The sequence below is a fragment of the Streptococcus mitis B6 genome (genome assembly GCF_000027165.1).
Classification (GTDB): domain Bacteria; phylum Bacillota; class Bacilli; order Lactobacillales; family Streptococcaceae; genus Streptococcus; species Streptococcus mitis_AR.
In genome coordinates, this window is the sequence record NC_013853.1 from 1,416,448 (window position 1) to 1,441,197 (window position 24,750).

Sequence of the window (24,750 nt, forward strand, 5' to 3'; positions counted from 1 at the left end):
CGAAAAGTCTCACACTAAACGCTAGCAACTGGAATTTACTCTAAGACGACTCTGTTTTAGGGCTATTTGTCGTGCACTTTTTTCTGAGTCTTTTCGCTTTTGAACCCTTATATATCAAGAAAAAGAAAACCAGTGGAAGTTAGTCTAAGACGGATTTCCACTGATTTCACGCATTTTTCTCATACTAAAAGCTAGGTTGTGGGAAACTGGAAGTTAGTTTTAGAAGTTACCAAACACAAAAAGAAGCCTTTCGGCCTCCCTTCTTACAAAACTTTTGCTGAAGTACGAGTAATCTCTTCTACTTGAATATTCTCTGACTCAAATTTTTCTTTCAAGGCTGGTAAATCAATTGATCCTTCGATTTGAACTTCGATAATCACCTTACCATCTTTACGCGGAATATTAACTGTATGGGAAATATTCAAATTTTCTTCAACGATTAGAGAAACAATCTTACCAAGAACACCGACTTCATTTTCCGTAACAAAGCGTACACGAATTCCCTCTTCTCCATAACCAGCAATTTCAAGAAAGGCTTGGAAAACGTCACGGTCCGTAATAACCCCATAAACTTGATGGTTATCTACTACAGGAAGAATACCAATCTTATTTTTTAACATCAGATAAGTTGCATCCTCTAGACTCGCATAGCCTGAAACAGTAACAACATCGCGAATCATCACATCTTTTACTTTTGTCTTATTTAGAAGATAATTCATCTCATAGATAGAAAGACTGGTTGCTTTTGATGGACTAGCTTGGGCAATGGTTCCTTCAGTTACCAAACCAACCAATTGATCATTTTCGATAACAGGCAAGCGGTGTAACCCTTGCTCTCTCATCAAATCTGCTGCGTGAGATACTGTTGTATCTGGACTAATATACACTACCTTGCGGGTCATAAAATCTTTAACTGCCATGAGACTTCTCCTTTTCTATTCTTATCCCTATTATACAATCTTTTTGTAAAACTATCAAACGCTTACATTTCTTTTTCAAAATTCAGAAAAGTATGAATAAGCTAGTAAAAAGAGCTCTAAAATCGAGCTCTGTGAATGACGGTAAGAAACGTTTCATTCGATTTTTTCAATTATTAGAAATTCATCTTTCAGTGTAGATGTAGATTTGTTTGCAATCTAAATATGCTGACTTAAACAATCCACTGTATTCTGATGATTGCTTCGCAATCTCCATCCGCAACCTAAACTAGTCTCCCAGACTAGTTTAGCCACCTAGGTATGCTTTTCTGACTTCTTCTGATGATGCGAGTTCTTTTCCTGTTCCTGATAGAACGATTTTTCCTGTTTCCAATACATATCCTCGGTCAGAGATTGCGAGTGCCTTATTGGCATTTTGTTCAATCAAGAGGACAGTTGTCCCTTGCTTCTGGATATCTTGAATGATATCAAAAATCTCTTGAATAAAGATTGGGGCAAGTCCCATTGATGGTTCATCTAAAAGAAGAAGTTTTGGTGTTGACATAAGAGCGCGTCCCATGGCAAGCATTTGTTGTTCTCCTCCTGAAAGAGTAGCTGCGTCCTGGTTCTTCCGTTCTTCAAGACGAGGAAAGCGTGAGAAAACCTTCTTCAAGTTAGCTTGATTTTCTTCACGATTTTTCTTTAAGAAAGCTCCCATTTCAAGATTTTCCATAACAGTCAAGCCAGGAAAGACGTGGCGTCCTTCTGGAACTTGTGAAAGACCACCTGCTACGATTTTCTGAGCCGGCATTTTTTGGATTTCTTGACCTAAAAATTCAATCTTTCCTGAACTCGGTTTAACCAAACCAGACAAGGTACGGAGAATGGTTGTCTTACCAGCACCATTAGCACCGATAAGGGAAACTACCTCTCCTTCATTCACTTCAAAGCTTACATCACGGACTGCTTGGATCATACCGTAATGCACAGAAAGATTTTCAACTTTTAACATCGACATTAGGCTTCACCTCCTAGATAAGCTTCGATAACACGTTTATTGGTCTTAATTTCGTCCGGAGTTCCTTGAGCAATCAAACGACCATATTCAAGTACGTAGATACGTTCTGTAACATCCATGACCAGATTCATATCGTGTTCAATCAGCATGATCGTAATCTTAAATTCATCTTTGATACGACGAATTAACTCAGTCAATTCCGCTGTTTCCTGTGGGTTCATACCTGCTGCTGGTTCATCTAAAAAGAGAATCTTAGGTTCCGTAGCAAGGGCACGAACAATTTCCAAACGACGTTGTTGTCCATAGGCGAGGTTTTTAGCAAGCGTTTCTGCATCACCATCTAAATCAAAGATTTTAAGCAATTCCAAGGCTTTAGCCTTTAATTCTTTTTCACTCTTGTAAAAAGCTGGTAAGCGTAAGAAACTAGCAAAAACATGTTGTTTGTGATGGTTGCCAAAAGCAATCAAAACATTATCCAAAACCGTTAAATCTTTAAAGAGACGGATATTTTGGAATGTACGTCCAAGTCCCAAAGAAGCAATCTTATAAGGTGACTTTCCATTCAAAAGGTGACCATCTAAGGTTACTGTTCCCTCACTTGGCTCATAAACACCCGTCAAGAGGTTGAAAAGGGTCGTTTTCCCAGCTCCATTTGGACCGATTAGTCCAACCAGTTCTCCTTCGTTCAATTCAAGAGTCACATCTCCAACAGCTGTTAGACCGCCAAAATGTTTGGTTAACTGTTTTACTTCAAGTAATGCCATTAGTTTTGTTCCTCCTTCTTAGATTTTTTAAAGAAACGTGATAGGCTCAATTCCCATGTACCAAGGAGTCCACCTGGTCTGAAAATCATTACCAATACCAAGGCCAAAGCGTAGATAATCATACGCACGCTAGCAACATCTTGGAGAAGCATATTCAAAATTCCAAGAACAATAGCTGAAACAATGGCACCTGTAATGGAACCAAGGCCACCAAAGACAACAATGATCAAAACGTTGATTGAGTTGATAAAGGTGTAATCTTTCGGTACAACTGAACCGATAAATCCTGCCTGAAGAGACCCTGCAATACTTGCAGTAATAGCACCAAAGACAAAGGCGATGATTTTAATTTTTGTCGTATTAACCCCAACTGACTCAGCAGCGATTTCATCTTCACGAACAGAGAGGGTTGAACGACCAATTGGACTACGCAAGAAGTTCAAGGTTGCAATGGTTGTAATCACGACAAAGAAGTATACCATTTGCCAAGTTGTAAAGTTAGGAATTCCCAAGATACCTGCCGCACCATTTGTAAGGCTTCCACCATTGATGATAAAGATACGGATAATTTCAGAAACACCGAGAGTTGCTACCGCAAGATAGTCCCCCTTCAAGCGCAGGGTTGGAATTCCGACAAGTAAGGCAACTGCTCCTGAAAGCAAAACACCTATAAGCATGGCTCCAAAGAAGGCACCGTAGGTTGGTGATTTAGAACCAATAATAGCAGCGGCATAAGCACCAATCGCCATGAAACCAGCATGCCCAAGTGAAAATTGTCCTGAAAAACCGACGATTAGGTTAAGACCCACAGCTAGAATAATATTAATTCCAATTTGTTGTAAAACCTGTACATAGAATAGATTGAGTACTCCGACTGAAACCAATACACTAATCAAGCCATAGCCAGCTAACAAAAGGAGTAACCATAGAATATTAACTTTTAAATTTTCCTTCATTGTTTACACCTTCTCTTTCACATTTTTACCAAGGATACCAGCTGGGCGGACAATCAAGATCAACAACAAGATTCCATAAACAATTGCATCACGGAAGTCTGACATCCCAAAGGCTGTTGCAAAGGTTTCCAATAGACCAATCACAAAGCCACCAAGAGCTGCACCAGGAATGATTCCGATACCACCAAGTACCGCGGCAACGAAAGACTTAAGACCTGGAGTAACCCCCATCAAAGGCTCAAGAGAGTTATAATAGAGGGCAATCAGAACACCAGCTGCACCAGCAAGAGCTGAACCTAAAGCAAAGGTAAAGCTGATAGTACGGTTCACATTAATCCCCATCAATTGCGCTGCATCACTATCTACGGATACTGCACGCATGGCTTTCCCCATCTTGGTCTTTTGGACAATGACTTGTAACAAAATCATCAAAATCAAGGAAATGGCCAAGATCATTAACTGCACGTTTGTTAGGCTAACTGGTCCCAAATCATAGCGAACTGTTTGAATCGCTTGAGGGAAGGCACGAGTATTGGCCCCAACCAGATAGACCATGCCATACTCCAATAGGAAAGAAACCCCAATAGCTGTAATCAAAACAGCAATACGAGTAGAGTGACGCAAAGGTCGGTAAGCAAGGAACTCAATCACGACACCAAGAATAGCTGTCGCTAGCATCGCTACAATAAGCGCTACAAAGAAATTCATTTGGAAAGAATTAATCAAGAAATAACCGATAAAGGCTCCCATCATATAAATATCACCGTGGGCGAAGTTGATGAGCTTGATAATTCCGTAAACCATGGTATATCCTAGGGCTAACAGCGCATAAACACTACCTAGAATCAAACCATTTACTAGTTGTTGGAGCATAAGATTCACTCTTTCTAATTCTATTTTTGAGGTTTTTTACGACTTTTTATTGGTTCTTAAACATCGAAACAGGGGAATGAGGCAAAAGCCCATTCCCCATTTCAACATTTTTCTGTTTTCTACTATGGTTTTACAACTTCTGCTGCTTCAACCTTACCATTGTTCATGGTCATCATATAGGCAGTTTTAACTGTGTTGTGGTCTGCATCGAAGCTTGTTTGACCAGTTACACCTTCAAAAGCTTTTGTTTTAGCAAGATTATCCTTGATTTCACCAGAATTTTTAGCACCTTTTGCTGCATTTGCTACAAGGTGAACTGAGTCATAAGCCAAGGCTGCAAATGTTGAAGGCTCTTCATTGTACTTAGCACGGTATGCATCAAGAAAGGCTTTTGCTTTAGCTGAAACTTCTACAGTAGTTGAGAAGCCTGAGATAAAGTAGATGTTTGATGCTTTTTCAGGAGTTGCTTGTTGTACAAACTCTTCACCGTTGAATCCATCACCACCAACGATTGGTTTGTCAATTCCCATACCGCGTGCTTGGTTTACAATTTTACCAGCTTCAGTGTAGTAACCAGGGACAATAATAGCATCAAAGTCTTTCTCTTTCATTTTTGTAAGGGCTGCTTGGAAGTCTGTGTCACCTGCTACGAAAGTTTCATCTGCAACGATTTCACCCTTGTATGACTCGCGGAAAGATTTGGCAATCCCTTTAGCATAGTCACTGGCATTGTCAGTGTAAAGAACAACTTTCTTAGCGTTTAATTTTTCAGAAACATAGTTTGAGATAATTTTTCCTTGGAAGCTATCTTGGAAAGTTCCAATAAAGAGGTAATCTTGACCTTTAGTCAATCCATCTTGAGTCGCACTTGGTGAGATCAATGGAACACCTGCTTTTGTAGCGTTCGCTACCGCAGCTGCAGTCGCACCAGATGTCGCAGGTCCTACGACTGCTGATACTTTAGATTGGGTTACAAGGTTAGTTGTAACTGAAGCAGCCTCAGCTGTTTCAGACTTATTATCTTTATCGACTACTTCGATTTGTTTTCCATCGATACCACCTGCGGCATTGATTTCATCAACAGCCAATTGGGCACCTTTTTGTTCAGCTGTTCCGTATGCAGCTAAAGAACCTGATTCTTCAAAGTTAAACCCGATTTTAATTGTCTTTTCCTCTACTGAGTTACCAGCAGTGTTGACTGCTCCAGACTTCACTTCTCCACAGGCTGCAAGAAGTGCTACACTTGCAAGCGCCACAAACGATAGGGCAAATTTTTTCTTCATCTTTTTTGTCTCCTTATTTCTTAAATAGTCTGTTAAGAATATACCGAATTATCAGAAAATTGTCAACACTTTTCTTAAATTTTTCCGATGATAACGTTTTCCTCTCGATAAAGATTGCCCACAAAGGGTGTTTCCAACTCTTGGATATGACAAACTCTAACTTTTTTAATAAATTTTTCCTTGCTCAAGCGCCCAATCAATTGCTCTACTTCTTGAGTTGGAACATAGAGTTGTAAGTAACGATGTTTCTTGGAATGATAGGTAATATCTCCATAATCCTGCAGTTTTTTGGCATCACGATTATAGTAAAGATAGATAATCAAGCCAGATCGATTGACTTTTTCAAACATGATGAATCCTCTTTCTAAGAAATCTCTCCCTATTATACCAAAAAAAGCAAACCCAGTCGAGTTTGCCTTTTTTGATCATTAGTTCAATGAATTGTTAGCCATGATTTCATCAATAAAGCCATATTCGAGTGTTTCTTGGGCGCTCATCCAGTTATCGCGTTCTGCATCTGCGTGGACTTTTTCGATTGACTGACCTGAATTTTCAGCCAAGATTTTTTCCAAGGTTTTACGAGTTTTAAGCAAATGTTCTGCAGCAATCGCCATATCGGTTTGTTGAGTACCACCACCTGTACCACCCATTGGTTGGTGGATCATATACTCTGCATTTGGAAGCATGAAACGTTTGCCTTTTGCTCCACTTGATGCAATGACTGTACCCATAGATGCAGCCATTCCCATAACGATGGTTTGGACATCTGCCTTGATAAAGTTCATGGTATCAACGATTGCCAAACCAGCTGAAACGGAACCACCAGGTGTATTGACATAAAGGTAAATATCTTTTGTACTATCTTGGGCATCCAAGAAAAGCAACTGGGCAATAACAGAGTTAGCCATATTGTCTTCAACGGGACCTGTCAGCATAATGATGCGGTCTTTGAGAAGACGTGAGTATATATCGTAAGAACGTTCTCCACGGCTTGTTTGTTCAATAACTACAGGAATCATTCATTTCTCCTTTTGAGTTTTATTTTTGTTGGTCAAATGACTAAAGATAAAACTATTATAATACATTGGTCAAAAAAGGTCAAATTTTTGCTCTGTTTTCATTAGACAGAAACAAAAATTCAACCTCCTTTCACGACTGGAAATCCTTTTCCAAGTCAATCTTCTTTTAGATTTTATTTCGTACCGAACAAGCGGTCACCAGCATCTCCAAGACCTGGAACGATATAACCGTGTTCGTTCAAGCGTTCATCCAAGGCTGCTGTAAAGATTTCTACATCCGGATGAGCTTCTTGAAGGGCTTTTACACCTTCTGGAGCAGATACAAGGCAGACAAATTTGATATTTGATGCTCCACGTTTTTTAAGTGAGTCAACAGCCAAGATTGCTGAACCACCTGTTGCCAACATTGGGTCTACTACAAAAATTTGACGTTGGTCAATATCTTCAGGCAATTTCACCAAGTATTCAACTGGTTGAAGTGTTTCTTCATCACGGTACATACCGATGTGGCCAACTTTAGCAGCTGGAACTAAGCTCAAGAGCCCATCAACCATCCCGATACCTGCACGCAAGATTGGAACGATGGCCAATTTCTTACCTGCCAATTGTTTTTGAACTGTTTTTGTAATTGGTGTTTCGATTTCCACATCTTCTAGTGGAAGATCACGAAGTACTTCATACCCCATCAACATTGCAATCTCATCTACTAGCTCACGAAAAGCTTTTGTAGAAGTATCTGTACGACGCAAGATTGACAATTTGTGTTGAATCAGCGGGTGATTAATAACTTCAATTTTTCCCATTTTTGGAATTCCTTCTTTCAATTTATTCTTCTTATTATACCAAAAAACGGTTTAAAAATCTTTCTAAACCATTTATTTTTGATAATTTTTACATTAGCGTAACTTCTCAAAGTAACTTCCATCTCTCTCCCAAAACTGGAAGTTAGTCTCAGACGATGAATTATGCTAGAATTAAGTCTGAGACTTTTCGTGAGGAGGCACCTCATGACGAAAAAACAAAAACATCTCACTCTAGAAGACCGTATTGACATCCAAACTGGAATCAGCCAACAGGAGACTTTCCGTTCCATCGCTGAGAAGATGGGGAAAGACCCGTCAACGATTTCAAAGGAAATCAAGCGCAATCGCATCATGCATCCAACATCCGTCAAATCTGATTGCACGGATTGCCCTCTTCTCAAAAAAGCTCCTTATGTCTGTAACAACTGTCCAAAAAAGAGGACGGATTGTGGGTTTAACCGCTATCTTTACTACGCGAAAAAGGCACAGGAGCAGTACGAGACTATGTTGAGGGAATCCAGACAGGGCATTCCCCTAAACAAGGAAAGTTTTTATCAGATGGACAAGGTCTTAACCCAAGGCATCCAGAAGAAACAAAGCATCTACCATATCATTCAGACACATAACCTACCTGTGTCGAAAGCTACGGTGTATCGGCATGCCAAGCTGGGCTATCTGACAGCCAAGCCCATTGATTTCCCTCGGATGGTCACGTTCAAGGAACGCAGAAAATCCAGAAAAGTAGCTATTCCTAAAGAGCTGAAAATTGGGCGGACCTATCAAGATTTCCAAGAGTTACGAGAAACAGATGATTTCTTCAAATGGTTGGAAATGGACACGGTCATCGGCAGACCTGGTGGAAAGCTACTGCTCACCTTCAACGTTTCCTTCTGCAACTTCCTCTTCGCCCTGCTTTTGAACAACAAGACCGCTCTGGAGGTCGCCACTAAATTCGCAGCTTTGAAAGAAAGAGTCATGGACGGAGGGTGTGCGTTCCATCAGCTGTTCCCTGTCATTCTCACAGACAACGGATCTGAGTTCGCCTATGTGGAGGAGCTTGAGCGAGACATTGATGGGAAGTCTCACCTCTACTTCTGCGACCCTAGCCGTCCTGACCAGAAGGGGCGGATTGAGAAGAACCATACGGTTTTGCGAGCCATTCTTCCCAAGGGCACTTCCTTTGACCAGCTGACTCAGAAAGACGTCAATCTAGTCATTTCCCATGTCAATTCCTTGAAACGAGAAGAGTTTCAAGGAAAATCTGCTTACGACATCTTCACCTTCACCTTTGGCGAGGACATCGCTGCTCTTCTGGGTTGCCAATTTGTCAAACCAGAAGACACACACCTATCACCTGATTTATTGAAATAAAGGGAATTTTCCCCTCTAACTACACATCTTATCACCATCGAAAAGTCTCACACTAAACGCTAGCAACTGGAATTTACTCTAAGACGACTCTGTTTTAGGGCTATTTGTCGTGCACTTTTTTCTGAGTCTTTTCGCTTTTGAACCCTTATATATCAAGAAAAAGAAAACCAGTGGAAGTTAGTCTAAGACGGATTTCCACTGATTTCACGCGTTTTTCTCATACTAAAAGCTAGGTTGTGGGAAACTGGAAGTTAGTTTTAGAAGTTACCATTTTTACATTAGATCAGCCTCTTTAAGAGCAGCCTGTACTGTCTCAAGTGGTAAATGAGTCAATTCTGTTCCCTTTTCTTGATAAAGGTATTGGGCATAGTCGTCCATTCGGTACTGGTTGATATAAACCACGCGCTTGCAACCGACCTGCAGCAATTGTTTTGTACAGTTCAGACAAGGAAAATGGGTCACATAGGCTGTAAATCCTTTAGGAACACCACGTTCTGCACCTTGAAGGATAGCATTGACCTCAGCGTGAAGGGTGCGAACACAATGGCCTTCAATGACCAAACATTCGTGATCAATACAATGCTCGGTCCCTGACACCGAACCATTGTAACCAGTAGAAATAACCTTATTGTCCTTTACCAGAATCGCACCCACTTTGGCACGTTTACAAGTGGAACGATTGGCAATTAGTAAGGCTTGGGCTGCAAAATACTCATCCCATGCTAGTCTTTTTTCAGTCATCTCTTTTCTCCTTTTTCTCTATTTTTTAAAAAATGGTAACCGTAAATCCGCAATCTTTTCAGCAGGTATCTTCATGCCATCCTTGATCCATTTTAGAAGGACAGAGACGATGGCCGAGCTCCAGAAAGAATGAAGATAAGAGCTGACACCTTTTGATTTTCCATGGTATTTTTCTAGAAATTCCTGCATGGCTTGGACAAAGATTTTTTCCAGATGGTAATCCAAGGCCAGTTGAATCACTCTGGCTTCCTTTCTTGCTTCTCGGAAAAGGTGAACCCAGACCAGATAAAGGTCTGTCTTTAAATCATAATGATGCAACTGTTCCATAATATTGTGAACAGTTCGTTTAAAGACGCTTTCTAAAATCTCCTCTTTGGAATCATAATTACGGTAAAAGGCTGCACGAGAAACTCCTGCACGTTTGACCAATTCAGAAATACTAATCTTGGTCAGGTCCTTTTTTTCCAAGAGTTGCAAGAGGGCAGTTTCAATAGCTTCTCTAGTCAATAAATTAGATTCTTGGTTTGATTTTCTGAGATTTTCAAGAGACTTTTCAGAGATTCTACGTTCAGACATAACATTTTCTTTCTACTTGTCACAACAGACGGATGAGGCTTTTGTTTCAAGGGCTTTCATGATATAATTGTAAAAAAAGACAGAACCTTTGTCAATGTATAACTGACAAAGATGGAGAATTTCTATGACTTGGAAGATTATTGCTGACTCTGGTTGTGATTATCGTCAACTGGCAAAACCAGCTATTGACACAACCTTTGTAAGTGTCCCCTTAACCATTCAAGTAGCTGATCAGATCTTTGTTGATGATTCCAGTCTTGACATTGATCAAATGATGGAAACCATGTATGCAACTGCAGAAGCTTCAAAATCAGCTTGTCCAAGCCCAGATGATTATTTGCGAGCATTTGAAGGAGCCAAAAACATTTTTCTAGTAACCATCACTGGTACTCTTTCTGGCAGCCACAATAGTGCTCAACTGGCCAAGAATATTTATCTGGAAGACCATCCTGACACTAAGATTCATGTAATTGATAGTTTGTCTGCTGGTGGGGAAGTTGACTTGCTCCTAGAAAAATTGAATGACTTGATTGACCAGGGCTTATCTTTTGAAGAAGTGGTTGAAGCTATCACTGCCTATCAAGAAAAAACCAAGTTGCTCTTTGTCCTAGCCAAAGTCGATAACTTGGTGAAGAACGGCCGTTTGAGCAAGCTTATCGGTACAGTCGTTGGCCTTCTCAACATTCGTATGGTCGGAGAAGCTAGTGAAACTGGAACCCTTGAATTGCTACAAAAAGCACGAGGACCAAAGAAAGCAGTTCAGGCAGCCTATGAGGAGTTAGTAAAAGCAGGATATGCTGGTGGTCGTATTGTCATGGCTCAACGCAATAACGAGAAATGTTGCCAACAGCTTTCAGACCGAATCCGTGAAAATTTCCCACAGGCGGATATTAAAATTCTCCCAACATCTGGTCTCTGCAGTTTCTATGCAGAAGATGGTGGTTTGCTAATGGGATATGAAATTGATTAATTGCATTCTTGACAAGAGGTGACTTCATCTCTTGTTTTTTTTGTGCTACAATAGAGCTATGAAACATTTTGATACTATTGTCATCGGTGGAGGACCTGCTGGAATGATGGCTACAATTTCCAGTAGCTTTTATGGACAGAAAACCCTCCTCATCGAAAAAAATCGGAAACTTGGAAAAAAATTAGCTGGGACTGGTGGGGGACGTTGCAATGTGACCAACAATGGTAGCTTAGACGACCTGCTAGCTGGTATCCCTGGAAATGGGCGCTTTCTTTACAGTGTCTTCTCCCAGTTTGATAACCATGATATCATTAACTTTTTTACGGAAAATGGAGTCAAACTTAAGGTCGAGGATCACGGCCGCGTCTTTCCGGCCAGCGACAAATCGCGAACCATAATCGAGGCTTTGGAAAAGAAAATCACTGAGCTAGGTGGTCAAGTTGCTACTCAAACCGAAATTGTTTCGGTTAAAAAGATAGATGACCAGTTTGTCCTTAAGTCCGCAGACCAAAGCTTCACTTGTGAGAAACTTATTGTCACAACTGGTGGGAAATCCTATCCTTCTACTGGTTCAACTGGTTTTGGTCACGAGATTGCCCGTCATTTCAAGCATACCATTACCGAGCTTGAGGCCGCTGAAAGTCCTTTATTGACAGATTTTCCACATAAAGCCTTACAGGGGATTTCGCTGGATGATGTGACTCTAAGTTATGGCAAGCATGTCATCACTCACGATTTGCTCTTTACCCACTTTGGTTTGTCTGGCCCTGCTGCCCTGCGTATATCCAGCTTTGTCAAGGGTGGGGAGATTCTCTCACTGGATGTTTTGCCTCAACTTTCTGAGAAAGACTTGGCTGCATTTCTAGAAGAAAATCGGGAAAAATCTTTGAAAAATGCTTTAAAATCTTTATTACCTGAGCGCTTGGCTGAATTTTTTGTGCAAGTCTATCCTGAAAAAGTCAAACAACTGACTGAAAAGGAACGAGAACAACTTATCCAGTCTATCAAGGACCTCAAAATCCCTGTGACTGGCAAAACGTCCCTAGCCAAATCCTTTGTTACCAAAGGGGGCGTCAGTCTCAAGGAAATCAATCCTAAAACTTTGGAAAGTAAACTAGTCCCTGGACTCCACTTTGCTGGCGAAGTACTGGATATCAACGCCCATACGGGGGGCTTTAACATCACTTCTGCCCTCTGTACCGGCTGGGTGGCAGGATCAAACCCAATCTAAATCTAAATTATTCAATGGCTAAATCAACCCCAAAAGAAAGGAAGTCCTTTGGAACATATTATCTTGTTAAGGGGAGTGACTCCTAATGGAAAAAATGCTATCCCTAAAATGTCTTATCTAGTAGATATCTTGACAGAAGCTGGTTTTCAACAAGTTCGAACTTATATTCAAAGTGGAAATATTATTCTTGAAAGTAACTTATCTCTCGAAGAAATACGAGAACAGGTTCATACTCTAATAAAGGAAAAGATTGGAGCCGATCTCAAAATAATCATTAAGAATAAGGATATTTTTAAAAACATTGTCCAAGAAAATCCGTTTGGAGAACACTATCTTTATGACCGTGTACACGTGATTTTTTATCAAGAACCTATTCAAAGTCTTCCTTTAGAAAAATTAAAAATTGATTACGGTGAAGAAGAAATTTGTGTCGGTAACCATTGTCTCTACCTCTATCTCCCTAGAACTGCAAAACAAAAAAAGCTCAATACTAACTATCTTGAAAAACTTTTCAATGTAGATTTGACCATGCGAAAACTAAATGTGGTAGAAAAATTATTAAGCAAGTAGTACTTGAATTTAGTAAAAATCGGAAGAATACTCCTCCGATTTTATTTTGTCTGAGTTTGGACATAGTGGGCAATCACATCTGATGTGTACTGGGCTGTTCCAGGTCCAAATTTGTCAATGTTTTCCTTAAATTCTGGGTTGTAGACGTAGCCTTTACCGATATGACCGAAGACTTCAACGGAGCAGTCAAATCCATAAGTCCGAATGGCTTGCAAGAGTTTAGCGGCTTCTTCTTGATTTTCGGTTGCTGTTACAGGTAGACCAGCTTGAAGATTTTGTGCTAAGGCTTGAAAAACTTGGTTGAAGGCAGCCGTAGCCTCGTCTTCGTGACCTTTCTGGCGCTCCAGCGCTTGGTCCATGACTTCTTGTCCATACTTCTCTACCGCCTCTTGGTGATATTTTTGATGGTCTTGGTAGTTAAATCCAGCAAATTTCTCTTGAATGCTCATTTCTCTTTCTCCTTTTTGTTCTTGAATGGTTTTTTGCAAGGTGGAAATCAAGGTATCCAGATGTTCCCTTTCTCGAGTCAAATAGTCCAACTGCCTGGTCAAATGAGGCAATAAATCTGCCCTTTCTTCCTTTAATAGCTCTGCTATTTTTTCTAAAGAAAAGCCTAGATATTTGTAATAAAGAATAACCTGAAGGCGTTCCAAATCCTCTTTACTGTAGATTCGATAGCCGTTTCCCGACTTTAAAGGAACTAAGAGTCCTATCTTGTCGTAGTGGTGTAGGGTCTTGACAGAGACACCCGAAAGCTGGGCGGCTTCTTTTATATGGTACATGATTTCCTCCTTACAATGATAGTATAACCCCTCCCCTTAGGTCAAAGTCAAGCGTTTTTGCGAAATTTTTTTACTTTATCATAACATGAAAATAGTTTTCTTGACAGACCTTAGAAAACATGATAGGATAGTCAAGTCTATCAATCAAAAGAAAGGCTCGTTTTGAGTACTTATGAGGCTAGTTGCCAAGGGCAGTAGCTTTTTCTTTTGTATCACTAATTTTAGGAGTTTAACTATGTCTGAAAAATCGCAATGGGGTTCTAAACTTGGCTTTATCCTAGCATCTGCTGGATCAGCCATCGGACTTGGTGCCGTTTGGAAATTCCCCTACATGACTGCTGCTAATGGTGGAGGAGGCTTTTTACTGGTCTTTCTTATCTCCACTATTTTAATCGGTTTCCCTCTTTTGCTAGCTGAATTTGCCCTCGGCCGAAGTGCTGGGGTCTCTGGGATTAAAACCTTTGGAAAACTGGGCAAGAATGGCAAGTACAACTTCATCGGTTGGATTGGTGCCTTTGCCCTCTTTATCCTCTTATCTTTCTACAGTGTTATTGGAGGATGGATTCTAGTTTATCTGGGTATTGAGTTTGGAAAATTGTTCCAACTTGGTGTAACTAGTGATTACGCTCAGTTATTTACTTCAATCATTTCAAATCCAGCCATTGCCCTAGGAGCTCAAGCAGCCTTTATCCTGTTGAATATCTTTATTGTATCACGTGGTGTTCAGAAAGGGATTGAAAGAGCATCTAAGGTTATGATGCCCCTGCTCTTTATTATCTTTGTTGTCATTATCGGGCGCTCTCTCAGTTTACCAAATGCCATGGAAGGCGTTCTCTACTTCCTCAAACCAGACTTTTCAAAACTGACCAGTGCTGGTCTCCTCTATGCTCTGGGACAATCTTTCTTTGCCCTCTCACTAGGAGTTACAGCCATGCTGACCTATGCTTCTTACTTGGACAAGAAAACCAATCTGGTCCAATCAGGGATTTCCATTGTAGCCATGAATATCTCGGTATCCATCATGGCAGGTCTAGCCATTTTCCCAGCCATGTCAGCCTTCAATATCCAGTCTGAAGGGGGACCAAGCTTGCTCTTTATCGTCTTGCCTCAACTATTTGACAAGATGCCTTTTGGAACTATTTTCTACATCCTCTTCCTCTTGCTCTTCCTCTTTGCGACGGTCACTTCTTCCGTTGTTATGCTGGAAATCAATGTGGGCAATATCACCAACCAGGACAACAGCAAGCGTGCTAAATGGAGTGCTATTTTAGGAATCTTGACCTTTGTCTTTGGAATTCCTTCAGCCCTATCTTACGGTGTCATGGCGGATGTTCACATCTTTGGGAAGACCTTCTTTGACGCTATGGACTTCTTAGTTTCCAATCTCCTTATGCCATTTGGAGCTCTCTGCCTTTCACTTTTTACAGGCTATATCTTTAAAAAGGCTCTTGCTATGGAGGAACTCCATCTCGATGAAACAGCATGGAAACAGGGACTATTCCAAGTCTGGCTCTTCCTTCTTCGTTTTATCATTCCAATCATCATCATCGTGGTCTTCATCGCCCAATTTATGTAATCAAAAAGGACTTGAGTAGTGAACTCAGGCCCTTTCTTTTTTATGGATGGCTAACAATCAATTCCAAATCTTGTCCTTCCAAGGTCCAAGCTTCAACATCACTTGGTAAGATAAAGTGGCTGCCTTTTTGGATTGGATAGTTTTTCCCATCGACAGTCAGTTGACCTTGACCAGCCAAGACACTCAATAAGCTGTAGTCAGCTGTCTTTTCGAAGTCAACTTTTCCAGAAATTTCCCACTTGTAAACTGCAAAGAAATCATTAGAGACAAGTAAAGTTGAACGCAAATCATCAGCTTTAACAGTTACAGGACGGCTATTAGCAGGCTCGCCAATGTTCAAAACATCAATAGATTTTTCAAGGTGAAGTTCACGCAAGTTGCCATTATCATCCTTACGGTCAAAGTCATAGACACGGTACGTGGTATCGCTAGACTGTTGGGTTTCAAGAATCAAGATGCCTGCACCGATAGCATGCATGGTGCCACTCGGCACATAGAAGAAATCTCCAGCCTTCACTGGCACTTTTGTCAACAAGTCATCCCAATTCTTGTCCTCGATTTGCTGACGGAGTTCTTCTTTTGACTTGGCATTATGACCATAGATAATCTCTGAACCTTCATCTGCAGCGATAATGTACCAGCACTCTGTTTTTCCGAGTTCACCTTCATGCTCTAATCCATAAGCATCATCTGGGTGAACTTGGACACTGAGCCAGTCGTTAGCATCCAGAATTTTGGTCAACAGTGGAAATACAGGTTCTGGACGATTACCAAACAATTCACGGTGCTCTGCATACAAAGTAGCAAGATCTGTTCCCTCGTAGCGACCATTGGCAACTTTAGAAACACCATTTGGATGGGCTGAGATGGCCCAATATTCTCCGATTTTTTCACTTGGGATGTCGTATCCAAACTCATCACGTAGCTTGGTACCACCCCAAATTTTTTCTTGCATAACTGATTGTAAAAATAATGGTTCTGACATCTTGAACTCCTATCTGATTTTTCTCCCCTCATTATAGCAAAAAAAGAGTTCCAGTTGAACTCTTTTTCACATCTTATAAAGTAGGGAGAAGATTTTATAAAAATAGTAACGATATACTTTTTTCTTTGATAGAGACGAACATAAAAGACTCTCGTAAAGCTAGCTGTCACTGGACTTTTTCCCTCAACTCTCATTCAAAAATTACTTTAATGAAGCATCTATTTTCATAAACGAACAAAACTGAAACCAGTCTTCTTTTTAAATCAAAGCTGTAATAGCCGTTACAAGGCCAAAAACGATACCTGGAGCATTGGCAGCAGCAAGGGGAATATCTCTTTCTTTCTTGAAAAGACCGTAGTAAACCCAGAGACTACAGTTGATAGCAGCAACCAAGGGCTGGATGAAATTTCCTTTTTGACCAGCCAGATTGTTCATAATTTGTGGGAAGTAAGACACATACATCATAACAGACATGAAGGTCGCTACCCAACCCAAAACTTTCATTTGTTTTTCGGACATTTTCAAAACCTCTTTTATTCTTTTATGCTTTTTATTTTATAATATGATGTAAAAACAAGCAAGAGTTTGAGAGTTTTGTTATAAAAATGTAAACTATCACAATCTTGTGATAAGAAAGAAGAGTGAAGTTAGGAAAAGTATATATAATCAGAAAAACGCATATTATTATGTATTGAAAAATCTTTATACTAGGTGTTTTATTGCTGAAATATTTACTTTATTTTCTGATAAAACTGACTTTTAAGCCAGAGTCAATATTTTCCTAAATCTACAACTTGTTGATACCTACTTTCATCATCAATATGATGGGCAATTTCTAACATCATAACAGGAAGAGAAAATAGTAGTTCATGTACCATGAAGGCGTTTTCTTTGTCTAGGGCTGCGGTCACTTCATCAGCCAATAACAGATTTTTTTTACGAAGAAGAAAACGTGCCAATTCAATCCTTACTCTTTGTCCTCCAGAAATATTCTCCCCGTTATTTTTGATAATAAAATCCATCCCACCCGTCAATTCAAAATCTAGTTTGACTTGTTTCAAAACGGCAAGCAACTCTTCCTCAGAAAATTCTTGCCCTAAGGTCAAATTGTAACGTACTGTATCGTTAAAGAGAAATGGGTGTTGGCTAATAATTCCTATACTGGATACAAAACTTGATGTACATTCATTAACAGTTGTCACACCGATAATTTCTCCCTCATCTGCAATTTCTTCTCCAGTAATGAGTCGAAACAAGGTTGACTTCCCACAACCACTCGGTCCTTTGATTAACACTTTCTGACCTGCTTGAACATCCAAATTTAGATGAGTAAAAAGTTGTCTGTCACCATAGGATTTACTTAAATTTTTAATGTGCAGAGCATTCAATTCTTGCGCATCTTTTTTATCTATCTGTTTTACATCTCCAATTTCTAATACTCCAAAAATCTTATCTGCTGTTGTTTTTGCCCCTTGTATATCTACAGCATCATACATAATAGTCTGAATAGGACTCACTAGCTGACCTGCTGCGATGTACATGGCAACAAGACTTGCCACTGACACTTTCTGCCCAGCCATAGCAAAGTAAAAACCTAAAACAAGTGGTAAAACTTGGCTTAAAAAGACCATGAAACCGTTGCAAAAGAAAATTATATTATGGGTAAAGCAAAATTTTTGAATGGCTAGTTGATAATGTCTATTAATCTTCCAAAATCTGTTCTGATTTTCAGAAATTGCTTGGTTCATGAGTAGAGTATGTGCCCCTCGGATACTATCAGATACTTGATTATGAACTTCTACTCTGCCTTGCGCCATGTCATCACCAGTGTGTTTGAGACTTTTATTCATCAAGAACTGAGGAATAGGACGTAAAATAGTGAAAAAGACAAAAATACTACCTAGTAACAAATTTTGCGAAATAATATAAATCGCTGTTAGTAATGCTACAAAGCTCCAGCAAATGATATTAACGTATTTTTCTAAGTAATTATCCCCCAAATACTCCATATCTTGTGTGAGCATGGTGATTTTTTCATCTTCATTAAAATCTTTATTTATCATCAGCTTGTCAAATAAATCTGCCCTCATATTCATTTGAATTTCACGTCTAAAAACATTATGTGTATGATTACAAAAGAGCATTAAGCTATACAAGACGAAGTATACTGTAAAGCCAAAAACAGTAAACTGTATGATTTTAGCATAAGTCAGCTCTCCTTGATTTAAGGACAAGGCTTGTGATACGACTAAGGGTTGAGCAAGAGCCAAACCTCCATTTGCCAGTGCACCGATGATAGTATAAAACTTCGTTTTCTTATCCAGATAGTGAAATATTTTATTCATAATGCCCTCCTAGAAAAAGAGAGATGCTAGCACTCCTCTCCATTTTTATTATATAAATTTTACAAACATTACAATTATTGCTTACAGCTTCAGTTTTTTTACAACCTTTTTGTTTTTCTTGATAGACATTTTTGCTTACCCCTCTCTAGTCCACATCTAAAATATCTTCATAGCATCCAGAAATAGCATAAAGTGCTAGATTTTTACGAATTTTCTCTTGCATATTCTTACAAATCACAGAAGAACTTAATTCCGTAATATGCTTGGCCATTGGACAAAAGCTTGATTTACAAATCAAAACAAAGGGACATGTTTTACAATCTTCTCTAACAGATAAAAACCATCCTTTCATATGTATCTTGTTTTATACTGTTATATTTTTATTATAATATATTAGAAAAACGCTGTCAATTGTTTATATGCAATTGCTTTATATTAAAAAGACCGGATTGCTCCGATCTTTTTATAATTTATATTCTCAATTTCTGTTTTAAAAATAGTTAAGGTTAACTTCAAATGATTAAGCTACCTATTTCATACGATAAAAATCAAGCACTAAACCAGCAGGACCTTTAACTAATAAGGACTCTGTTCCCCAATCCGTTTCACAAGGACCGTGTAAAATCTCGACACCAATCTCTTTTAAACGTTGGTAATTCTGATTTAGATCCTCAACCTCGATATGAAGAATGATTCCTGACTGAAACTCTTCCAAAGGAATCAAATGATTTTGGGACAACATCAGACAGTGACTGCCAATCGTAAACTGAGCAAAACTGTCATCAACATAATCGGACTTTTTATCCAAAATACGCTCCAAGTCGGCACAGACTTGGGGAACATCTGAAACGATAATATCTAATTGATTTAAATTCATTTACTATCCTCCATAAAAAGACCGGATTGCTCCGATCTTTTTAAGTTCCACGAAGGGATTATTTAATTGCGCGTGATTGCAACCCTTCTTCTTCCAAGAAGAGACGGAATGGTACGAGTTCTTCTGCTTCGTATTTTTCCTTGAAGGCTTTGATTGCTTCTTCTGAGTGAAGTTTTGGATCCAATTCAAGTACTTCTACTGGAAGTGGACGGTGTGGAGTGATGCGAGCATCGATCACAACAGTTTTACCTTCTTTATTCAATTTAACAGCTTCTGCAACAACTGCATCGATATCTTCGATACGGTTTACTGTAAATCCAACAGCTCCTTGAGCTTCAGCAATTTTAGCGTAGTCAGCGTTTGTGAAGTCACAACCAAACAAGTGTTTGTTTGTGTCTTCGTATTTGTCCTTGATGAAGGCATATTTATCATTTGAGAAGACAACGTTGATAACTGGAAGGTCGTATTGAACGTTTGTGATAACATCTGGGTAGCACATGTTGAATGCACCGTCACCCATGATATTCCATACTTGGCGATCTGGATTGTCTTTCTTAGCAGCGATACCACCAGGAAGGGCAATACCCATTGTCGCAAAGAGTGGAGATGTACGCCACATGTTCTTAGGTGTCATGTGAAGGTGACGAGTAGATGTTTGAGTAGTGTCACCTACGTCGATTGAGTAGATAGCGTCTTGATCAGCATGTTTGTTGATTGCATTGTAAACTTGATACAATTGCAATTCACCCTCAGTTTTACCTTCGATTTTGTTCATGTAATCACGCCAGTTTTGGTTGTTCTTAACGTTTGCACGCCACCATGGAGTTGATTCAACTGGGTTTACTTTGTCAAGGATAGCTTTAGCTGCTTGACCTGCGTCACCAAGGATTGAAGCGTCAAGGGCATGACGTTTACCAAGTTTGTAAGGATCGATATCAACTTGGATGAATTTTTCAGTGTTCTTGAATGCTTCGTAAACTTCAGCAAATGGGAAGTTTGAACCAAGGAAAAGAACTGTGTCTGCTTCAAAGACCACTTCGTTAGCTGGTTTCCAACCAACACGGTAAGCAGAACCTGTCAAACCTTCATAGTTCCATTCGAAAGCTTCAAAGTTTTTACCAGTTGTGATGATTGGTGCTTTGATTTTACGTGACAATTCAGTAATCACTTCACCAGCTTTCACACCACCGTAACCAGCATAGATAACTGGACGTTCAGCATTGTTCAAGATTTCAACAGCTTTGTTGATTTCAACTTCGTTCAAAGCAGGAGCGATAAATGAACGTTCGTATGAACCTGAACCGTAGTATGAGTTTTCGTCGATTTCTTGGAAACCGAAGTTTACTGGGATTTCAACAACAGCTGGACCTTTTTTAGAAACGGCAGCACGGCAAGCTTCGTCAATAACTTTTGGCAATTGCTCAGCGTAAGCTACACGTTTGTTGTATACAGCGATACCGTTGTACATTGGGTTTTGGTTCAATTCTTGGAAAGCATCCATGTTCAATTCGTTAACTGGACGTGATCCAAGGATTGCTAGGAATGGAGTGTTATCCATAGCTGCATCGTAAACACCGTTAATCAAGTGAGTCGCACCTGGACCACCTGAACCAACTGCAACCCCGATTGAGCCGCCGAATTTAGCTTGCATAACCGCTGCAAGAGCACCTGTTTCTTCGTGGCGAACTTGCAAGAAACGGATATCTTTGTCTTCAGCCAAAGCGTCCATCAATGAGCTGAGTGTTCCTGATGGGATACCGTAGATTGTGTCTACGCCCCATGTTTTCAATACATTAAGCATTGCTGCAGATGCAGTAATTTTCCCTTGAGTCATAATGATAACTCTCCTTCAAATATTTTTAAATCTACTAAAAAAGTTTCATATAGTTTTTGAAAACGTTTCAGCAAATTTTTACTCTACTAATTTATCACATTTCGTTCGACTTTTCTAAGAATCTGCTCAGAAGTTTCTATTCTCTATTACAGTACAGTCCGAAAGCGTTTTACAGAACTGTTTTATAATAAAAGCGAGCAAGCCCGCTTTTAGTCTATTTTACTAAAGTTTAGTAAGAGTGAACTAGTCAGAACAGATACAGAACTAAAGGCCATGGCTAGACCTGCCAGTTCTGGATTGAGAGCCAGTCCAACACCAGAAAAGACTCCTGCTGCAATCGGAATTCCGACGACATTGTAGATAAAGGCCCAGAAAAGATTGAGCAGAATACGATTAAAGGTTTTCTTACTCATGTCGAAGGCACGCACCACGCCTAGGAGGTTATTGGTTGTCAACACTAAATCTGCTGACTCGATGGCAATATCTGTTCCAGCACCCATAGCAATCCCCACATCTGCTACACTGAGAGCAGGAGCATCATTGATACCGTCCCCAACAAAGGCTACTTTCCCAGCTGATTGTAGTTTATGGATTTCGTTGGCTTTTTCTTCTGGCAAGACACCTGCAATGACCTCTTCGATTCCAATCTGATCCGCAATAGCACGCGCCACACCAGCATTGTCTCCTGTCAGCATGACTGTTTTAAGGCCTCGTTTTTTCAACTGACTAATGGCTAGCTTAGCATTTTCCTTAGGGATATCTTGCAAAGCAAGCAAGCCTTTGATTTCATTGTCCACAGCCAAGAACACAACTGTCTTAGCTTCTTTTTCTAATTCTTCTAGTTTATCTTGATAAGTGCTAGAAATGTTCATGCCATCTAGCATTTTAGCATTTCCAAGCAGAACTTGTTTTCCATTGATTTGCCCTGAGACACCTTTTCCGTGCAAGGTTTGGAAATTTTCAACAGTTTGAAACTCAAGTCCAGCTTCACTCGCTCGTTTCACAACGGCTTCAGCCAGTGGGTGTTGAGAAGCTTCTTCCAAGGAGGCTGCCAATCCAAGCACTTCTACCTCGTCGCCGATGATATCTGTTACCACAGGCTTCCCTTCCGTCAAAGTTCCAGTCTTATCAAAGACAAGAGTTTGGACTTTCTGGATTTCCTGTAGAACCATTCCATTTTTGAGGAGAACTCCCATCTTGGCACTGCGTCCTGTCCCCACCATAAGGGCTGTCGGTGTTGCAAGACCCAAGGCACAAGGACAGGCGATAATCAAAACCGCCACCGCATAGAGAAGAGAAGATACAAAACTCGCTCCAAGCACGACTACACTATCCCTGAGCAAGACGAACCAAATCCAAAAGGTCACAATCCCTAAAATGACAACTGCTGGAACAAAAATCCCTGAAATTTTATCTGTCAAGTCCTGAATCGGTGCACGACTGGTCTGAGCTTTCTTCACAAAATCCACAATCTGAGCCAAAACAGTCTCTGAACCAACTTTTTCTGCTCTAAAAACAAGTGTTCCACTATTATTGATGGTTGAACCAATGACGGTATCTCCAACTGTCTTGTCCACAGGCAGACTCTCACCTGTCACCATAGACTCATCAATACTAGAGATACCTTCTACTACGACACCATCAACCGCAATCTTTTCACCGGGACGCACTCGAATCAGGTCACCTACCTTGACTTGCTCCAAAGGGACTTGAACATAGTTATCCTCACGCATGACTTCTGCAGTTTTAGCCTGCAAGTCAAGTAATTTCTCCACAGCTTGGGAAGTATTTTTCCGCATTTTCTCCTCAAAAACGGCTCCCATAAGAACGAAGAAGAAGATAAATGCAGCACTTTCAAAGTAAACGGGGAGACCAGCGAAGAGGGCAACTAAGCTATAGAAATAGGCCACTAGGGTTCCCAGAGCAACCAAGGTATCCATGTTAGCATTGTGCTTTTTAAAACTAGCCCAAGCACTTTGGATATAAGGACCACCTGCTACTAGCATAATCGGTGTTGTGGCTAAAAAGGTTCCCCAACGCATGACTTGGTGACTAATGCTACCTGTCGACATTCCAATCATGAGAATCACAAGAGGCACAGTAAAGATACTAGTAATCCAAAAACGCTGTAAAAGTGATAGAGATTTTCGAGTCTTCTCAACTACGGTATAACTTCCCTTTTGCATCTTCATGCCACAAGAAAATTCATGTTGACCTAATTCTTGAGGTGTAAAACGAATGACTTTCTCCTCATCTACGCCGATTGGTTCCAAGATGCCTTCTTCTTCAAACAGAATTTCCTTATAACAGTTTGAAGGTGTCACACGGTGAAAGGTGATCTCAGCAGGAACTCCTTTTTGCAGTTGAATGTGGGCTGGATGGTAGCCTTTGTCTGCCGTGATACGGATTTTTTGAACACCATTTTCAAGACTTGCTTTTATAATTTCAGTCATATCATTCTCCTATTCTACAATCATCTTACCGTGCATCATATTCATGCCACAAGAGAAACCATACTCTCCAGCCTGCTCAGGTGTGATTTCCACTACATACTCTTCCCCCATAGGCAGGTCCGCATGTACACCAAAATCTGGAAAAACAATTTGGTCTAGACAGGGTGAAGGGTCCTTACGGTCAAAGACAATGCGGGCTGGCACTGATTTCTTGAGGATAATCAACTCAGGCGTATAGCCTCCCATGACTTCCACTCGAATCTCTTGGTAGCCGTTTTTTTGCTGGGCCTTTTGTCCAGATTTTTCAGGCTTTTTGAAAAACCAAAACAAGATAAAGGCGATAAGAGCAATACAAATAATGGTTACAATACTATTTAACATGACGTCTCCTTTACATACAATTACATTTTACTTTTGTTACAGCGCTTGATTTCTTCTCAGAAATCACAGCTTCCAAATCTTCCAAGTCAGCCTGAGTAAAATCACATTCAGCAATCAAATCAGCCAACAAGTTCTTAATCCTACGAGAACAAACCTTGTCCTTGATATCTTGGACAAGTAAATCCCGACTTTGGTCCAAAGTTAAAAGGGCTGAATAGACAAAGAACTTGCCTTCTTTTTTCCTTGTCAGACACTCTTTCTCAACCAAACGAGCCAAAAGAGTTTGAATGGTTGACTTGGACCAGTCGAACCGCTCCGCCAGAACCCTGATCAAATCCGTACTGGTCTGCTCTCCTTGCATCCAAATAATCTTCATGACCTGCCATTCTGCATCTGAAATCTGCATCATCACACCTCCTAAATCT

Annotated in this window: 26 protein-coding genes; 5 read left to right on the plus strand and 21 right to left on the minus strand. The window is 40.1% G+C overall.

The features are described 5' to 3' along the window. Positions 1 to 263: 263 nt before the first annotated feature. The 9 genes from SMI_RS07130 to upp form a co-directional block, all read right to left on the minus strand. Positions 264 to 920, minus strand: a complete 657-nt coding sequence (locus SMI_RS07130) for a CBS domain-containing protein (protein WP_000268673.1) — start codon at positions 918 to 920, stop codon at positions 264 to 266. A gap of 304 nt (positions 921 to 1,224) precedes the next feature. After that, positions 1,225 to 1,935 carry an ABC transporter ATP-binding protein gene (locus tag SMI_RS07135; protein ID WP_000062202.1) on the minus strand — a complete coding sequence of 237 codons (711 nt, stop codon included), beginning with the start codon at positions 1,933 to 1,935 and terminating at the stop codon, positions 1,225 to 1,227. Next, positions 1,935 to 2,699 carry an ABC transporter ATP-binding protein gene (locus SMI_RS07140; protein WP_001185996.1) on the minus strand — a complete coding sequence of 255 codons (765 nt, stop codon included), beginning with the start codon at positions 2,697 to 2,699 and terminating at the stop codon, positions 1,935 to 1,937. Before SMI_RS07140 ends, SMI_RS07135 begins: the two co-directional genes overlap by 1 nt. Further along, positions 2,699 to 3,655, minus strand: coding sequence for a branched-chain amino acid ABC transporter permease (locus tag SMI_RS07145; RefSeq protein WP_000662291.1), 957 nt, complete (start codon positions 3,653 to 3,655; stop codon positions 2,699 to 2,701). The genes SMI_RS07140 and SMI_RS07145 overlap by 1 nt, the downstream gene beginning before the upstream one ends. Positions 3,656 to 3,658: 3 nt before the next feature. Then, positions 3,659 to 4,528, minus strand: coding sequence for a branched-chain amino acid ABC transporter permease (locus SMI_RS07150; RefSeq protein ID WP_000941427.1), 870 nt, complete (start codon positions 4,526 to 4,528; stop codon positions 3,659 to 3,661). A 122-nt stretch (positions 4,529 to 4,650) separates the two neighbouring features. Then, positions 4,651 to 5,811, minus strand: a complete 1,161-nt coding sequence (locus tag SMI_RS07155) for an ABC transporter substrate-binding protein (RefSeq protein WP_000726144.1) — start codon at positions 5,809 to 5,811, stop codon at positions 4,651 to 4,653. 74 nt (positions 5,812 to 5,885) lie between these two features. Further along, positions 5,886 to 6,161, minus strand: a complete 276-nt coding sequence (locus SMI_RS07160) for a YlbG family protein (protein ID WP_000462119.1) — start codon at positions 6,159 to 6,161, stop codon at positions 5,886 to 5,888. Positions 6,162 to 6,239: 78 nt separating this feature from the next. Then, complete coding sequence (gene clpP, locus SMI_RS07165; protein WP_000613465.1) at positions 6,240 to 6,830, minus strand: ATP-dependent Clp protease proteolytic subunit ClpP; 591 nt, start codon at positions 6,828 to 6,830, stop codon at positions 6,240 to 6,242. Between the two features lie 173 nt (positions 6,831 to 7,003). After that, positions 7,004 to 7,633 carry a uracil phosphoribosyltransferase gene (gene upp / locus SMI_RS07170; RefSeq protein ID WP_000515974.1) on the minus strand — a complete coding sequence of 210 codons (630 nt, stop codon included), beginning with the start codon at positions 7,631 to 7,633 and terminating at the stop codon, positions 7,004 to 7,006. Positions 7,634 to 7,837: 204 nt separating this feature from the next. Between upp and SMI_RS07175 the strand changes: the two genes are divergently transcribed. Continuing rightward, positions 7,838 to 9,004: an IS30-like element ISSmi1 family transposase gene (locus SMI_RS07175; protein ID WP_000163009.1), complete on the plus strand. Its 1,167-nt coding sequence runs from the start codon at positions 7,838 to 7,840 to the stop codon at positions 9,002 to 9,004. A gap of 273 nt (positions 9,005 to 9,277) precedes the next feature. Here SMI_RS07175 and SMI_RS07180 read toward each other — a convergent pair whose 3' ends face one another. Together SMI_RS07180 and SMI_RS07185 are read right to left on the minus strand one after the other, a co-directional pair. Beyond that, positions 9,278 to 9,745 carry a deoxycytidylate deaminase gene (locus SMI_RS07180; protein WP_000136973.1) on the minus strand — a complete coding sequence of 156 codons (468 nt, stop codon included), beginning with the start codon at positions 9,743 to 9,745 and terminating at the stop codon, positions 9,278 to 9,280. 18 nt (positions 9,746 to 9,763) lie between these two features. Continuing rightward, a complete protein-coding gene (locus SMI_RS07185) occupies positions 9,764 to 10,321 on the minus strand; it encodes a TetR/AcrR family transcriptional regulator (protein WP_000004134.1) in 558 nt (185 codons plus the stop codon). A gap of 124 nt (positions 10,322 to 10,445) precedes the next feature. Between SMI_RS07185 and SMI_RS07190 the strand changes: the two genes are divergently transcribed. Genes SMI_RS07190 through SMI_RS07200 form a run of 3 tightly spaced genes read left to right on the plus strand, consistent with a single transcriptional unit; the run spans position 10,446 to position 13,092 of the window. Next, the gene (locus SMI_RS07190) at positions 10,446 to 11,291 is read left to right on the plus strand and encodes a DegV family protein (RefSeq protein ID WP_000219921.1); all 846 of its coding nucleotides are present in this window, start codon (positions 10,446 to 10,448) and stop codon (positions 11,289 to 11,291) included. A gap of 58 nt (positions 11,292 to 11,349) precedes the next feature. Next, on the plus strand, positions 11,350 to 12,522 hold the full coding sequence (locus SMI_RS07195) for an NAD(P)/FAD-dependent oxidoreductase (protein WP_012972544.1): 1,173 nt from the start codon (positions 11,350 to 11,352) through the stop codon (positions 12,520 to 12,522). A gap of 48 nt (positions 12,523 to 12,570) precedes the next feature. Further along, positions 12,571 to 13,092 carry a DUF1697 domain-containing protein gene (locus SMI_RS07200; protein WP_000400054.1) on the plus strand — a complete coding sequence of 174 codons (522 nt, stop codon included), beginning with the start codon at positions 12,571 to 12,573 and terminating at the stop codon, positions 13,090 to 13,092. 41 nt (positions 13,093 to 13,133) lie between these two features. Here SMI_RS07200 and SMI_RS07205 read toward each other — a convergent pair whose 3' ends face one another. After that, the gene (locus SMI_RS07205; RefSeq protein WP_000274796.1) at positions 13,134 to 13,874 is read right to left on the minus strand and encodes a MerR family transcriptional regulator; all 741 of its coding nucleotides are present in this window, start codon (positions 13,872 to 13,874) and stop codon (positions 13,134 to 13,136) included. Between the two features lie 235 nt (positions 13,875 to 14,109). Between SMI_RS07205 and SMI_RS07210 the strand changes: the two genes are divergently transcribed. Beyond that, entirely contained in the window at positions 14,110 to 15,450 is a 1,341-nt protein-coding gene (locus tag SMI_RS07210) for a sodium-dependent transporter (RefSeq protein ID WP_012972545.1), read from the plus strand. Positions 15,451 to 15,490: 40 nt separating this feature from the next. Here the strand turns inward: SMI_RS07210 and manA are convergent, their stop codons facing one another. From manA to SMI_RS07255, 9 genes are all read right to left on the minus strand, one after another. Further along, positions 15,491 to 16,435 carry a mannose-6-phosphate isomerase, class I gene (gene manA, locus SMI_RS07215; protein WP_001294309.1) on the minus strand — a complete coding sequence of 315 codons (945 nt, stop codon included), beginning with the start codon at positions 16,433 to 16,435 and terminating at the stop codon, positions 15,491 to 15,493. Positions 16,436 to 16,693: 258 nt separating this feature from the next. Beyond that, entirely contained in the window at positions 16,694 to 16,954 is a 261-nt protein-coding gene (locus SMI_RS07220) for a SemiSWEET family transporter (protein ID WP_001291476.1), read from the minus strand. Positions 16,955 to 17,205: 251 nt separating this feature from the next. Next, positions 17,206 to 18,780 carry an ATP-binding cassette domain-containing protein gene (locus SMI_RS07225; RefSeq protein WP_001033165.1) on the minus strand — a complete coding sequence of 525 codons (1,575 nt, stop codon included), beginning with the start codon at positions 18,778 to 18,780 and terminating at the stop codon, positions 17,206 to 17,208. Positions 18,781 to 18,925: 145 nt separating this feature from the next. Further along, complete coding sequence (locus tag SMI_RS07230) at positions 18,926 to 19,132, minus strand: hypothetical protein (RefSeq protein WP_164925497.1); 207 nt, start codon at positions 19,130 to 19,132, stop codon at positions 18,926 to 18,928. A gap of 177 nt (positions 19,133 to 19,309) precedes the next feature. Beyond that, a complete protein-coding gene (locus tag SMI_RS07235; RefSeq protein ID WP_001052645.1) occupies positions 19,310 to 19,657 on the minus strand; it encodes a VOC family protein in 348 nt (115 codons plus the stop codon). A gap of 58 nt (positions 19,658 to 19,715) precedes the next feature. Next, positions 19,716 to 21,491 (minus strand): pyruvate oxidase, encoded by a 1,776-nt coding sequence (gene spxB, locus SMI_RS07240; RefSeq protein WP_000191821.1) that lies wholly within the window; start codon positions 21,489 to 21,491, stop codon positions 19,716 to 19,718. A gap of 209 nt (positions 21,492 to 21,700) precedes the next feature. Continuing rightward, positions 21,701 to 23,944 carry a heavy metal translocating P-type ATPase gene (locus SMI_RS07245; protein WP_000134998.1) on the minus strand — a complete coding sequence of 748 codons (2,244 nt, stop codon included), beginning with the start codon at positions 23,942 to 23,944 and terminating at the stop codon, positions 21,701 to 21,703. 9 nt (positions 23,945 to 23,953) lie between these two features. After that, on the minus strand, positions 23,954 to 24,325 hold the full coding sequence (locus SMI_RS07250; RefSeq protein WP_000935061.1) for a cupredoxin domain-containing protein: 372 nt from the start codon (positions 24,323 to 24,325) through the stop codon (positions 23,954 to 23,956). A 10-nt stretch (positions 24,326 to 24,335) separates the two neighbouring features. Then, complete coding sequence (locus tag SMI_RS07255; protein WP_001167198.1) at positions 24,336 to 24,731, minus strand: CopY/TcrY family copper transport repressor; 396 nt, start codon at positions 24,729 to 24,731, stop codon at positions 24,336 to 24,338. Between the last annotated feature and the right edge of the window lie 19 nt (positions 24,732 to 24,750).

Coding starts and splice junctions, on each gene's coding strand:
- SMI_RS07130 (WP_000268673.1), bottom strand. CDS start 920: ATGGCAGTTAAAGATTTTATGACCCGCAAGGTAGTGTATATTAGTCCA.
- SMI_RS07135 (WP_000062202.1), bottom strand. CDS start 1,935: ATGTCGATGTTAAAAGTTGAAAATCTTTCTGTGCATTACGGTATGATC.
- SMI_RS07140 (WP_001185996.1), bottom strand. CDS start 2,699: ATGGCATTACTTGAAGTAAAACAGTTAACCAAACATTTTGGCGGTCTA.
- SMI_RS07145 (WP_000662291.1), bottom strand. CDS start 3,655: ATGAAGGAAAATTTAAAAGTTAATATTCTATGGTTACTCCTTTTGTTA.
- SMI_RS07150 (WP_000941427.1), bottom strand. CDS start 4,528: ATGCTCCAACAACTAGTAAATGGTTTGATTCTAGGTAGTGTTTATGCG.
- SMI_RS07155 (WP_000726144.1), bottom strand. CDS start 5,811: ATGAAGAAAAAATTTGCCCTATCGTTTGTGGCGCTTGCAAGTGTAGCA.
- SMI_RS07160 (WP_000462119.1), bottom strand. CDS start 6,161: ATGTTTGAAAAAGTCAATCGATCTGGCTTGATTATCTATCTTTACTAT.
- clpP (WP_000613465.1), bottom strand. CDS start 6,830: ATGATTCCTGTAGTTATTGAACAAACAAGCCGTGGAGAACGTTCTTAC.
- upp (WP_000515974.1), bottom strand. CDS start 7,633: ATGGGAAAAATTGAAGTTATTAATCACCCGCTGATTCAACACAAATTG.
- SMI_RS07175 (WP_000163009.1), top strand. CDS start 7,838: ATGACGAAAAAACAAAAACATCTCACTCTAGAAGACCGTATTGACATC.
- SMI_RS07180 (WP_000136973.1), bottom strand. CDS start 9,745: ATGACTGAAAAAAGACTAGCATGGGATGAGTATTTTGCAGCCCAAGCC.
- SMI_RS07185 (WP_000004134.1), bottom strand. CDS start 10,321: ATGTCTGAACGTAGAATCTCTGAAAAGTCTCTTGAAAATCTCAGAAAA.
- SMI_RS07190 (WP_000219921.1), top strand. CDS start 10,446: ATGACTTGGAAGATTATTGCTGACTCTGGTTGTGATTATCGTCAACTG.
- SMI_RS07195 (WP_012972544.1), top strand. CDS start 11,350: ATGAAACATTTTGATACTATTGTCATCGGTGGAGGACCTGCTGGAATG.
- SMI_RS07205 (WP_000274796.1), bottom strand. CDS start 13,874: ATGTACCATATAAAAGAAGCCGCCCAGCTTTCGGGTGTCTCTGTCAAG.
- SMI_RS07210 (WP_012972545.1), top strand. CDS start 14,110: ATGTCTGAAAAATCGCAATGGGGTTCTAAACTTGGCTTTATCCTAGCA.
- manA (WP_001294309.1), bottom strand. CDS start 16,435: ATGTCAGAACCATTATTTTTACAATCAGTTATGCAAGAAAAAATTTGG.
- SMI_RS07220 (WP_001291476.1), bottom strand. CDS start 16,954: ATGTCCGAAAAACAAATGAAAGTTTTGGGTTGGGTAGCGACCTTCATG.
- SMI_RS07225 (WP_001033165.1), bottom strand. CDS start 18,780: ATGAATAAAATATTTCACTATCTGGATAAGAAAACGAAGTTTTATACT.
- SMI_RS07230 (WP_164925497.1), bottom strand. CDS start 19,132: ATGAAAGGATGGTTTTTATCTGTTAGAGAAGATTGTAAAACATGTCCC.
- SMI_RS07235 (WP_001052645.1), bottom strand. CDS start 19,657: ATGAATTTAAATCAATTAGATATTATCGTTTCAGATGTTCCCCAAGTC.
- spxB (WP_000191821.1), bottom strand. CDS start 21,491: ATGACTCAAGGGAAAATTACTGCATCTGCAGCAATGCTTAATGTATTG.
- SMI_RS07245 (WP_000134998.1), bottom strand. CDS start 23,944: ATGACTGAAATTATAAAAGCAAGTCTTGAAAATGGTGTTCAAAAAATC.
- SMI_RS07250 (WP_000935061.1), bottom strand. CDS start 24,325: ATGTTAAATAGTATTGTAACCATTATTTGTATTGCTCTTATCGCCTTT.
- SMI_RS07255 (WP_001167198.1), bottom strand. CDS start 24,731: ATGCAGATTTCAGATGCAGAATGGCAGGTCATGAAGATTATTTGGATG.